This window comes from Pontibacter sp. GD7 (assembly GCF_058216375.1).
Genome location: NZ_JBYZMP010000004.1, coordinates 166,337 through 178,881, shown reverse-complemented (window position 1 = coordinate 178,881; position 12,545 = coordinate 166,337). Strand labels below are relative to the sequence as shown.

The window sequence follows — 12,545 nt, the reverse complement described above, 5'->3', positions numbered from 1 at the left end:
GCTTAGGTTCCGAATTGGTTTTTAGGATAGGTGTCTAGGGTATGCAGGTATTGTTTAATGCGCTCGTGGCGCTCTGATGTTTCGTACCATTCAATCTCTTCCAGGGGCAGGTAATCGCCCAGCAGGTCGTGTACCTCGCGCAGCAGGGCCTCTCCTTTCTTAGTCCGGAAGTCGGGGTTTTTATACTGTGCGCTCAGGTAAGCAACTTTTACCAGTCCGGTTTTGGTTACGGCCAGCTCCTTTACTTCCACCACCAGCTCCGATGACTGCTCATGTTCGGTAACGATGGTCTTGTAGATGCCTTTGTTGCCTTCTTCGAGCAGGGCCATACTTTTAGCCCTGAACTCCTGCAGCGCCTTTTGCAACCTGCGGTTAGGCTTCAGGTAATGGCCAAACACATAGCCCAGCACGGCTCCGATCACAAACGTCCAGAAAATCAACATAATGGATGGTACTGTATAAGTATAAAGTGGGTTTCTTTTTTATACGGGGAATAGCTAAGATTTGGCTGAATTGGGCTACTGACCGGTGATTAATGGGGATTAAGGTGGATTTATAAGATCAATTTGATTGGATGTGGTTCAACTCCCCAGCCTCATGCTTGGGAATGTTGCTCGTGCATGTAATTCCCCTCTAGGGGTAGGGGCACCTCGACAAAAAGAGGAGCTGGGTGAGGTTAAATTCCCCTCTGGGGGTAGGGGCCCTCTTTAATGAGAGGGGCGCAGGGGTGTGTTTACACCTGCATGGTTTATCATATATCGTAACCTGAGTTAAAAGAAAATAACTGAAATGTTTTTTCCATTACAAGATTAGAAGCTGTTTAGCGTTTATTAAAATCCATACTGCCCGCCCTTGCTGCGTGTTTTCACCAGCAAGAATAACAGCCAGTGTCTTAAATTGTTGGTGAAAAACACCAACAATGGCGGGTTCGATTTCTTTTAGCCAAAACCCTGAACAGCTTCTGGTATAAGGAAGATTATGCAGAAGCAACGTAGCTCTTTATCTGAAATCTTAGTAACAGAACTTAACGCCTCAAATTAGTGAGAAATCAAGTTCGAAACTTACGAGCGTAACTCTGAGGATACAAAGGATGGGTAAATCGCGGCTTTAGTTTTAAATTGCCATCTTCAAAGCTTACAAAACAACGTGTTGACCTCGTATGTTACCACCACATTAAGCAGCACAAAAAGACTCAATTATCCCATGAAACTATCCTTAAAGATATTCCTGTATGTGCTCGGCATTACGGTGCTGCTGGCAATTTTAGCCGGCTGTTCCTTAACCAGCCTCTCGCCGCAGTTTGGTGCCGGCGCCGAAGGGCAGCGCATGGAAAGGATACGCCAATCGCCGAACTACTTTGAAGGAGCGTTTCAGAACTCCGTGGAGACAAACATGGACCTGGGCTTTACAGGTACCATAAAAGCGATCACCTCCAGGCTGTTTGGCAAACACGAAAACCTGACGCCAGACCACATGCTGCCTGCCATAAAGCTGGACTCCGATAAAGTTGCCGCCACCCAGGATACGGCCACAGTAATTACCTGGCTCGGGCACTCGGCTTTTATCGTCGAAATGGATGGCAAACGCCTGCTGCTGGACCCGATGCTTGGCGACAGGGCCTCCCCTTTCAGTTTCATGGGTCCGAAGCGCTTTTCTGAGCTGCCCATTACCATGGAAGAACTACCCACGATAGATGCCGTCCTGATCTCGCATGACCACTACGACCACCTGGACTATGGCTCTATTAAAGAACTGAACAAGAAAACAGCCCACTTTTTCGTGCCGCTTGGCGTGGGGGCGCACCTGGAGCGCTGGGGCGTGCCGGCAGGTAAAATTACAGAGCTGGACTGGTGGCAGGAGGCCCGCTTCCAGGGGTTTACCTTTGCGGCTACTCCTTCGCGGCATTTCTCGGGCCGCAGCCTCTCCGACCGCATGCAAACCCTCTGGACCTCCTGGGTAATTATGGGGCAGAAAGACAGAATCTTTTTCAGCGGCGACAGCGGCTATTTCGATGGGTTTAAGGAGATCGGGAACAAGTATGGCCCCTTCGATATCACGCTGATGGAGAACGGCCAGTACAACGAACTCTGGCCCAACATACACATGATGCCCGAGCAAACCGTACAAGCCCACCTCGACCTAAAGGGCAAGCTGCTCCTGCCCATCCATTGGGGCACCTTCGCCCTGGCCCTTCACCCCTGGACCGAGCCTATAGAGCGCGTAACTGCCGAAGCTGGTAGGCTAAATGTGCCGATTGCTACGCCTCGTATTGGGGAGGCTGTGGTTTTAGGGAGAAAAGCGCCGCGGGGGGATTGGTGGAGAGAATATAAGGTGGAAAGGAGTATCGCTTATTGATTGATTATGATCTACAGAGTAGATAAAGCACCATTCTAATTCTGATATATTGTAGCTGAGACATTTGTATTCACACAGGTGATTTTGCTAAAATTATTAGTTTTTTTATATTGTTTTATGTAGGCTTATATATATCAGTTTGCTATCTTTGGTAGTTAGATCAGCTCACTGAGCAGGGCAAGATTATATATGATAGTAGAACAAGAACAGCAAATAAAGTATACCTTTTCGGGACACGAAAAATTTCAGTGCAGGCAGCTATGGCTCAAAAAAGGATACGACTATATTAAATCAGGAAAATCATTTAGTGATGATGATTCAGTAATCGAACTTGGTGTAGGTAAAAACATGGTGTCTTCTATTAGACATTGGTTAAAAGCCTTTGGTATAACAGACTTACAAGATCAGATTACTGATTTAGGCTCGTTAATTCTGGATGACGATGGGTATGATCCATTTCTAGAGGATGATGCTACCCTTTGGCTACTGCACTACCACTTGGTTAAAAATGCATATGCCTCAACATTCTACTTGGTATTTAATGAATTCAGAAAAGACAAGCTTCTCTTTGATGCTGATCTTTATGATGCATATATCAAGAGAAAGTCTGCCATCACTCAATACCTTAACTACAATAAAAACACTGTACATACTGACTTTGAGATCTTCAAGAAGATGTATTTATCATCTGATGAAAAATCAAAGAGTGTTGAAGACAGCTTTTCTGGCTTACTAACAGATCTTAATTTGATTAAGGTAACACTAAAAGAGGCTGATGATTTTATACAGAAAAAGAAAAAGGTAACAGAGTTCTATAGCATAGAAAATTCAGAACGTGATAGTATTCCTGTTGAGATTATACTCTATGCTATACTCGATGCTTATCCAAATAGTGTATCTATAGGCTTAAATAGTCTTGAGCAAGATTTTAACAGTCCTGGTGCAGTATTCGCCTTGAGCAAGGCTGGCTTAGCTTCAAAGCTCGAAGAGGCAGAGAAAAAATACTCCTTTGTCAACTACACAGATCATGCAGGCATAAAGGAGCTACAGATTAAAGAAAAGGTTGAGGCAGTTGAAATGCTGAGAAAGTACTATTATGCAAAGTAACTATACCCCATCTATCAATATCATACGAGATACAGATAGAAATTTCACATACATACCTACGCCTAATTCTCAGCGCGTAGTTAGCCAAATAGTAGACGACTTCAAAAAAGGTATAAGGGCTTTTACAATTATCGGCTCTTATGGTACTGGCAAGTCATCTTTCTTGCTTGCACTTGAGCAGAGCTTAAATGGTAAGCAGAACTATTTTGAGGCAAGTTTTCGAGCCAAGCAGAAGTTTGGTATTGTAAAGGTAGTAGGTGCTTATCAGAGTATTATTGATACTTTTGCTGCTGAGCTTGAAATTTCAGCTAAAGAGAACTTAGTAGAGCACGTACTATCTGAGATTTACAATAGGTACAATGACCTAGGTACGGGCGCTCCACTCCTATTCATTGTGATTGATGAGTTTGGTAAGTTCTTAGAATACTCTGCTAAAAATGACCCTGAGAAGGAGTTATATTTTGTTCAGCAGTTAGCTGAGTTTGCAGCTGATCCAAAGTATAATATCGCTTTACTAACCACCATACATCAGAGCTTTGATAGTTATGGTTTCTCATTATCCACCTCTCAGAGACAAGAATGGGCTAAGGTTAAGGGGCGATTCAGAGAAATTACTTTTAATGAACCAGTTGAGCAGCTTCTATTCTTAGCGTCTGAACATATTAGCCGCTTTACACAGGTACAGAGTGAACCTGAAAAGATTCTTGTTGCCTATAAGCTTTTTAAAGATTCTAAAGCTTTTAGCTTTAACGAAGACTATAGCGATGAACTTTATTCAAGAATATACCCATTAGACCTTTTAGCTGCCAATACGCTTACTTATTCTTTACAAGAGTATGGTCAGAATGAGCGATCATTATTTTCTTTTCTTGAAAGTACCGACCATACTAGCTTAGCCAAGTTCAATAAGGCCAGTTCCCCTTTTTACAATTTAGCGAATGTGTACGACTATGTGCATTACAACTTTTTCTCATACCTAACCTCTAGATACAATTCAGACTTTGCTGCGTGGGTATCAATAACCTCTGCTTTAGAGACTGTTGAACGAACATTTGATAGTGATTTAGAAGCTTACACTAAGCTAGTAAAGGCAATTGGCATCTTAAATCTTTTCGCTGCCAGTGGTTCAGCCTTAGATGAAGAATTTTGGATATCATATGGTAACACCTGTCTAGGTATACCTAACGCTAAATCTATTTTAGCAGACCTAGAAACTAAAAAAGTAATCTTTTATCGCCGTCATAGTAAGCGATTTATCCTATTTGAGGGTACTGATCTTGATCTAAACTCAGCTTTGATTGAGGCTGCGAATAAGGTAAATGAAATTACCGATGTTAAATCCGTCTTAGATCGCTATTTATCCTTACCACCTGTTCTAGCAAAATCATATTCCTATACTACAGGTACTCCAAGGGCTTTTGAATTTATCATTTCAGATAATCCTATATCAAAAGTACCAGTAGGTGAAATCGATGGTTTTGTTAATTTAATTTTCAATGAGAAGCTAACAGTAGAGCAAGTACAGGATTCTTCTGCCAAGCAAGAAGAAGCAATCATCTATGCTTACTATGAAAACGCAGACGAGATTAAGCAGCTATTATACGAGATAGAAAAGACGAAAAAAGTCTTAGAAGAAAACCATGAAGATAAAGTTGCTAGGCGTGAGCTAGAAAACATGATCTTCCACCAAACATCTGATCTAAATCAATATTTAGTAAGCAATCTATATGGAGACGAGGCGAATGTAGTTTGGTTTTGGCAAGGTGAACCAAGGCTACTAAAATCTAAAAAAGAATTTAATGCTCTTCTTTCAGAAGCGGCTTACGCCGTATACTCCGGAACTCCTGTCTTCAGAAATGAGCTTGTAAATAGGCATAAAGTATCAAATGTGATACAGACTGCAAAGAGGTCGCTATTCTTTGCACTAACTAATAAGTGGGGGGAAAAAGATCTAGGCTTTGATCCCAATAAATACCCTGCAGAAAAAACGATTTACCGCACACTAATTAAACAGAATGGTTTATATTCTCGTCCAGACCAATTGGATAAGGCAGTAAATGTATCTTCAGATTCTACTTTCAAAAACGTCTGGAACTACTCAGTAGAGTTTTTAAATAGTGCAAAAGAAGAAAAAGTTAACTTAAAGGAGTTTGTTAAAGGTCTTCAACAAAAGCCTTACAAGCTGAAGCAAGGATTAATTGACTTTTGGGTACCAATCTTTCTTTATTTAAATAGGAATGACTTTGCATTGTATAGCGACAACAGTCTTATACCTAATTTCAATGATCAAATACTTGATCTAATATCCAGAAACCCCAAAGATTTCTCAATAAAGACATTTGATGTAGTAGGTGTTCGTCTAGACATATTTAATAGCTATCGCATTCTTTTAAACCAGGAAACGAAAGATTTATTCAGTGGACAGAGCTTCATAGAAACAATAAAGCCTTTCTTAATTTTCTATAAAGGCCTACCAGAGTATTCTAAAAGGACTGAACGATTATCAGATGAGGCATTAGCTGTAAGAGAGGTTATCGCTAAATCTAAGGATCCAGAAAAAGTTTTTTTCGAAGAGTTACCGACTGCACTAGGTACATCTATGGCAGAATTGGAGGTTAGTAAAGAAAAGCTGAACAAATATGTAAATAGCCTTCAAGATGCGATTAGAGAAATACGTACTAGCCATGATGAGCTTGTAAAAAGATTTGAGGAGTTCATTCAGCAGGAAGTTGTTTACGAAGACTGCGGCTTTGAGGCTTACAAGGACATGCTACAGAAAAGATACAAAGGACTTAAAAAGCATTTACTACTGCCTAGACAAAGACCTTTTGTACAACGTTTAGATTCTGCATTAGATGACCGCAAAGCCTGGTTAAGCTCTCTTTCTCAAGCAGTAGTTGGTAAATCGCTAGAAAATATTTCTGACGAAGAAGAGCTCCTACTCCGAGACAAGTTTAAGACTTTAATTCTAGAGCTTGACAGCCTTACAAATCTTTCCGCGGCTGATATTGATACCGAAAAAGAAGATGTGTTAGGTTTACAATTTGACTCATTTGTAGATGGCATGAAGAGAAGCTTAGTTAGGTTTCCGAAGAAGAAGGCAAAGGAAGTAAACGATATACAGGAGTCACTTAAAGCTGTTCTTTCAGAAGATAAAAGCTTGAATATTGCTGCATTAGCAAACCTCTTAAAAGACTTAACACAAGAATGAGCAAAGTAAGACATTTATTAGGTATATCAGGAGGCAAGGACAGCGCTGCTCTAGCTATATACATGAAGAGCAAGTATCCGCAACTTGACATAGATTACTATACTAGTGATACTGGCAAGGAGCTCGATGAGACATATAAGCTCATCGAAAACCTTGAGGTTTATTTGGGCAAAAAGATTCATCTGCTAAATGCAGCTGATGGAAGTCATATGAACCCTTTTGATCACTTCCTTAAGATTTATGGTGGTTACCTCCCCTCCTCAAACTCACGCTGGTGTACTAAAAAGCTTAAACTAGAGCCTTTTGAGAAATACATAGGTAATGACCAAGTTGTGTCTTATGTTGGTATTCGAGGCGATGAAGAACGCGAAGGTTATATTTCTCGAAAGTCAAACATTCAGTCTATATTTCCTTTCAGAAAAAACATCTGGAGCGAAGATGTTGTAGGTAAGTTCCTAAACGCAGGTAATACTGAACAAGTCATCGCTCTTGCAGAGGTAGTAGATTTAGGATCTCGAAGAGATCGGTTTGTAGACTTACTTTCTAAGCCATTAGATTTTAGCTTTAACCTACACAACAAGCTTAACCAACTGCTAGACTTAGGCACTAAAGAGACAAACTATTTAATTTTCGAATTTCTTAAATCAACGGATTACCCTTTAGCTAAGGAGGAAGATTTTCCTTTAGTTGAGAACGAAGAGAATTTAGTAAGAGACGATATCTTCCGCATATTGGAAGAAAGTGGCGTAGGGGTACCAGCTTATTACAAGAAGATTGAGTTCGATGCTAGTGGTAAAAAAGGTCAGTATTCCCGCAGTAGATCTGGTTGCTACTTCTGCTTTTTCCAACAGAAAATAGAGTGGGTTTGGCTTCATGAACAACATCCTGAGTTGTATGAGCAGGCGATGGATTATGAGAAAGATGGTTATACCTGGAATCAAGAAGAGAGCTTAGCTGATCTCATCAAACCTGAAAGGGTGAAGCAGATAAAAGAAGAATATGTTAAGCGCCAAGAGAGACTGTCTTCAAATATTAAATCGCCTTATCTTTTAGATATTTTAGATGATTCTGAAAGTGAAGGTTGTGCAGCCTGTTTTATTTAATCCTTAATTGCCCTGGTCAATGGACTTTCAAAAATTTAACCTTAAAGATTTAATAGATAAATCTAATCAGAAGACTTTAGTTCTTCCAAATTTTCAAAGAGATTATGTTTGGAAGCCTGAACAACAGAAAATGTTGTTAGCTTCATTTATCGTTAATCTTCCAATAGGAACTTTCCTTGTATTAGAAGGCAGAAAAGATGATTTCGTAAGTAAAGAACTTTGTTTTAATACTAAAGCAAATCCAACTGATAACTGTTTATTCCTTCTAGATGGGCAGCAAAGATTATCTACAATAAAAAATATATTTTCAGATTCATTCGGGTTACAAGACTGGGGAGAGAATTGGGACAAGCTATATTATAATTTGAAATATAGATGGTTCATTGATTTCGCTGATGAGCAAAGCCAATCTTTATACGGTTTTGATATATTAAACTTTAAGAAGTCAGTACAGGACCCACATTCTGCAACTTTCACAACAGTACCTATACTTAGTACTTATGAACCTAGTGAAATCATAGACTCATTAAAATATTACACAATATATAAAACAACAAATAAAGATAAATTTTATCACCCTGGGAGACCTTTAAATGGCTCAAGTGAATATGACAATAAGCTAGATATAGCAAATAGTTGTGCCTTTGAGCATAAGATTCCTCTATTTGATATTCTTAGTAATGATAAAACAATTATCAAAACTACTTTAAAAAGGTTATCAGATAATAAACTAGACTCTCTTAAAAACGCTGCAATTCAAAATAATGAACTAAGTTTTAAATATTTAGGACACTTAGATACTAATATCATTCAAAAATATCAGATTGGCTCTTGGGATGAAATCAATGCAATATGGAACCAACTAAAGGAACAATGGATTGATGACTTTTTGGATTATTTTAAAGATTTATTCAAATCTGAAATAATGGTACCATGTGTAAAATCCAACGAGCTTTCCAGAGCTACTAGTGTATTCGAGTACATGAATAAAGGAGGTACTCCACTCGATACATTTGATATTATGGTTGCTAAATATGCGGATGTGGGAGAAACAGAAACATTATATGATAAATTAGAATCTGCTTTGATTGAAGAATTTAATATTCCTTCATCAATTTCTGATTTGCCTTGTGATTTAAATTACTCCTTAAAGCACTTTAGCATATTCAAGAATGACACCCTAATAAAGCCTATTAAGGAGCAATTTTTAAATTTCTTATCCTTGATAAATAGGTATAATCAACCAGACGGTTTAGAGGGGATAGATATTACTTACATTAAAAAAGAAAAAATTCTAAGTTTATCGAAAGGAGAAATAGAAGGTACAATAGAAGATGCAATCAAAGCTTTAACGCGAGGATTAGCTTTTCTACTATTTAGGTGCGGCATACATACGTATAATAATTTAAGCTATAACCTAATGCTTATTCCGATAGGATTAGTACTGATGAAGGATGAGAACTGGAATGATAGATTTGTTGTAAATAAAATTGAATACTGGTATTGGGCATCACTTTTTTCAGGAAGATTTAGAGAAAAGCAAAATCAAAGAGCTATTTCAGAGACAAAAGAGTTAGTAAAATGGATTTCTGAAGGAAATAGTAACGATATTGTAGGTAGATTAGATAAAATCTTCCAAGAATCAAACTACTCAGATGAAGATACCTTATTTCTTGAAAATGAGGACAAATCTGTTCCCACGGCAATTCATAATGGCATTCTTCAGTATGTATTAAGTTTATGCCCGGCTGACTTCGATATAACAACTAATAGCTTAAAAGCATGGGAAATAGCTGCAAATGGGCAGATCTTACACGACCATCATATTATACCTATTGGTAGCGTCACTACTCTAGGTGAATCTTCAAAGCTATTACGAAGTAATAAAAATTATCTTCTGAATAGTCCACTGAATAGAACCTTTATTACTCAGAAATCAAATTTAAAAATCAGTAGCCTATCTTTAGATAAATATCTACCTGTGCTTAATAAAGCCGTTCAACATAATCATTGTCTTGGTAGTCAATTCTTTGATAATGATGTTGCAAAGGATTCATATCATAAGCAATTTCTTATTAATAGATTCACTTCATTAAAGCAGCAAATACACAATGAATTAGCTAAATTGAAGAACTAATGAAAAATGCCGGCATTTATAAATGCCGGCATTTTTCATTAGTTCCTGCATGGCTGTATTTACTTCATAACCCTTAAAATTTGTGAATAATTAGGTTGATATATTTCATATGTCCCACCTCCAAGAATAACTAACCAACGATTCAGAATTTGTATATTTTCAGTTATTTCCCACCTTCTAGGTAGGGGAACATCCTCACAATTTTCATGAATCCATTCTTTAACAGCTCCAAATCTTAACTCGCCTTTTGAGCTTAAGTAAGCTACAAATGCAGCAATAAAAGGATGCTGGAAGAAGGAATTTTGAAGTTGTACATAAACTTCATCTGCAGCTAACTCTAATGGAATATTATATAGAGCTAAGTCGTGCAAAAAGCAATTTAGCTCTACATCATCGTTTGTTTTACCACTCAGATAGATTGAAAGGAAACGAGAAACAGAGGAGCTCATAGGTAAAGAAGAAATCAGAAAATCTTTATCTGGAGCTTCTATCTTAAGATCAAATTCGTCATCTTCTTCAAACTCATCCTGCCAGCTTAGTAATTGATTCTTGATCTGCTCAAAGATATTGTCAGTAATTAGAGTGCTTTCTTTCTCAATGTTGAGAAAATAAAGGCGATCATCTAAAGAAAGATCATCAACAATAGTTGCTAACTCATAATTGAAGTATGAAGACTTAGGCATATTTAAAGCTCGGCTAGAAATATTTGCACTGCCCATAAAACATCTTCTATGGCTATCAATAAATGCTTTTAGGTGTAACCTATTATTTCGAAATAAAGCTACTCCCCTATCTTTGAGAAATGGGTAAACTTCTAAATCAGATGCACCCGTGACTAAATCTTTAGGCTCCCATCTTACTACAACATTCTTTACATTCGTAGCATGATCAAGGAGTTGTTCTAGTGTAGCAAGCTTGACGTAAGGTACATAAATAGCAAGCCTTTCGGAATTACTGATAAACTCCAAAAGGCTTTCATTAAGATCAATTCCATTCTTAAAGAGAATCATTATCAGTCGAAATACTCATCAAAGTAACTAAAGATGTCCTCTTCATTTGGAAGACCCACAATGTTGTCTCGTACTGTGATTATTGTGCAATGCTCTGTTCCTCCAATTGCTGCCCCTCTAAGTCCTCTACCAATCATTTGACTATACAAAACAATTGATCTTGTAGGTCTTGCAATGAAAACTACATCAGTTTTAGGAGCATCAAAACCAGTAGATAAAACACCAAAATTGCAAATGACTTTAAGCTTACCATCCTTGAAGTCATTAATTAACTTTTGTCGCATTGGCTTCTCTGTACTACCATCAACATGAGCCGCTAGATAACCTAAGTATATTAGAAGGGAGCAGATGAATTTAGATTGTTCTACACTACAGGCAAAGAATATAATTTGCTTATCTCCTGAGTTTAATTCTTTTTGAAGTCTCTTAATTATTTCAACATTTCTTACATCATCAGAACCTATCGTTTTAAGTAGCCCATCGGGAAAATCATAGAAGGTCTCTAAATGCTTTTTCTGTTGAGACGATAGCTCGTACTTGATATTAGTAATTAGAGGATCAAACTTTGCTTTTGATAAAACCTTTCTATCCCTTAAATATTTGATGACAGGAGTGCTACCCGTTTCAATAGTAATATTCTTGTTGAAGAAGAATTCAGATAATGCTGCATTCTCCTCAAGGTTATCCATATTTCTACCTGGAGTAGCAGTAAGACCTATCACTCTAGTACCATCACCTATCAAAGCTTTCGTTACTTTTTTATATGTAGGTGCTAGAACTTTATGTGCCTCATCAATCACTAAAAGCTTAACTCTCCTCTTCAGCTCATTGAAGCCTATTTCATTCTTTGATAAAATGGAATACAGCTTTTGGAAACCTCCAACAATAAAGGCTGATTCATTAAAAGCATACTCTAGTTTTCCCTCAGACCAAACTTTTAAAACTTTGACATTCTTATTACCTACATGCTGCCACACGTCTTTAAAAGCTTGAACAGCCTGTTCACAGAGTTCTTCTGAATGTGCTAACCAAAATACAACACTACCTTCTGATTGCTGTTTTAAAACTTCAACTATGATTTCCATAGAAGTTCTAGTTTTACCAGAACCAGTAGGCATTTGAATAATGAACCTGTTGTTGGGTATACCAACTTGAGTTATACTTTGAGTGTAAACTCCGAATTGGTAATCCTTGAGCGTTTTATATGCAGATTTGGGAGCCTCACAAAACTCTTGTGAAACAAACTTTTCAATTTCAACTGGCAGAAACGTATTAGGTAATCCTGCTGCGGCAAGAAATTTTTCACAAAAATCCTTATCAGTCCAGCCTTGAGCAATAATGGCTTCTACTTTGTCTCCAAATGTCTTACCCTCAACACTTAGAGAAGTATTAACACAAATGTTATTTATAACTTCTTCTGAAGTTGTATTAAGTATGTTCTTAAAGAGCTGCTTGTTCTTAAATAGTGTAGAATTAGAAAACGATGAAAAAATCCTTACAAGCGTTTCTTTTCTGTAAATCTCATTTTCATCTATTTCATTCTCGCTAATAACAGGAATTATATTCTCTAGCCTATCTAAAACATCCTGACCAATTAATTGCTGAAGATCCTTTTTTGGCAA

8 protein-coding genes are annotated in these 12,545 nt (G+C 37.8%); 5 read left to right on the top strand and 3 right to left on the bottom strand.

All coding sequences use genetic code 11. The features are described from left to right. Window positions 1-2 precede the first annotated feature (2 nt). Window positions 3-443, bottom strand: coding sequence for a Z-ring associated ZapG family protein (locus tag AC4BAP_RS08130; RefSeq protein WP_490582130.1), 441 nt, complete (start codon window positions 441-443; stop codon window positions 3-5). A 760-nt stretch (window positions 444-1,203) separates the two neighbouring features. Between AC4BAP_RS08130 and AC4BAP_RS08125 the strand changes: the two genes are divergently transcribed. The 5 genes from AC4BAP_RS08125 (at window position 1,204) to AC4BAP_RS08105 (ending at window position 9,913) form a co-directional block, all read left to right on the top strand. After that, entirely contained in the window at window positions 1,204-2,355 is a 1,152-nt protein-coding gene (locus AC4BAP_RS08125) for an MBL fold metallo-hydrolase (protein ID WP_490582129.1), read from the top strand. A gap of 189 nt (window positions 2,356-2,544) precedes the next feature. Continuing rightward, window positions 2,545-3,462 carry a DUF4007 family protein gene (locus AC4BAP_RS08120; protein WP_490582128.1) on the top strand — a complete coding sequence of 306 codons (918 nt, stop codon included), beginning with the start codon at window positions 2,545-2,547 and terminating at the stop codon, window positions 3,460-3,462. Next, window positions 3,452-6,673, top strand: coding sequence for a hypothetical protein (locus AC4BAP_RS08115; RefSeq protein ID WP_490582127.1), 3,222 nt, complete (start codon window positions 3,452-3,454; stop codon window positions 6,671-6,673). The genes AC4BAP_RS08120 and AC4BAP_RS08115 overlap by 11 nt, the downstream gene beginning before the upstream one ends. After that, window positions 6,670-7,776, top strand: a complete 1,107-nt coding sequence (locus tag AC4BAP_RS08110; RefSeq protein ID WP_490582126.1) for a phosphoadenosine phosphosulfate reductase domain-containing protein — start codon at window positions 6,670-6,672, stop codon at window positions 7,774-7,776. Before AC4BAP_RS08115 ends, AC4BAP_RS08110 begins: the two co-directional genes overlap by 4 nt. A gap of 19 nt (window positions 7,777-7,795) precedes the next feature. Next, entirely contained in the window at window positions 7,796-9,913 is a 2,118-nt protein-coding gene (locus tag AC4BAP_RS08105; RefSeq protein ID WP_490582125.1) for a DUF262 domain-containing protein, read from the top strand. Between the two features lie 59 nt (window positions 9,914-9,972). On the opposite strand, the gene AC4BAP_RS08100 is transcribed toward AC4BAP_RS08105, so the two are convergent. Both AC4BAP_RS08100 and AC4BAP_RS08095 read right to left on the bottom strand, forming a co-directional pair. Beyond that, complete coding sequence (locus tag AC4BAP_RS08100; RefSeq protein WP_490582124.1) at window positions 9,973-10,881, bottom strand: phospholipase D-like domain-containing protein; 909 nt, start codon at window positions 10,879-10,881, stop codon at window positions 9,973-9,975. Window positions 10,882-10,925: 44 nt separating this feature from the next. Further along, window positions 10,926-12,545: a DEAD/DEAH box helicase gene (locus AC4BAP_RS08095; RefSeq protein WP_490582123.1), complete on the bottom strand. Its 1,620-nt coding sequence runs from the start codon at window positions 12,543-12,545 to the stop codon at window positions 10,926-10,928.

What these genes read in the sequence shown, in the direction of transcription:
- AC4BAP_RS08130 (WP_490582130.1), bottom strand. Translation starts at nt 443, where the DNA reads ATGTTGATTTTCTGGACGTTTGTGATCGGAGCCGTGCTGGGCTATGTG.
- AC4BAP_RS08125 (WP_490582129.1), top strand. Translation starts at nt 1,204, where the DNA reads ATGAAACTATCCTTAAAGATATTCCTGTATGTGCTCGGCATTACGGTG.
- AC4BAP_RS08120 (WP_490582128.1), top strand. Translation starts at nt 2,545, where the DNA reads ATGATAGTAGAACAAGAACAGCAAATAAAGTATACCTTTTCGGGACAC.
- AC4BAP_RS08115 (WP_490582127.1), top strand. Translation starts at nt 3,452, where the DNA reads ATGCAAAGTAACTATACCCCATCTATCAATATCATACGAGATACAGAT.
- AC4BAP_RS08110 (WP_490582126.1), top strand. Translation starts at nt 6,670, where the DNA reads ATGAGCAAAGTAAGACATTTATTAGGTATATCAGGAGGCAAGGACAGC.
- AC4BAP_RS08105 (WP_490582125.1), top strand. Translation starts at nt 7,796, where the DNA reads ATGGACTTTCAAAAATTTAACCTTAAAGATTTAATAGATAAATCTAAT.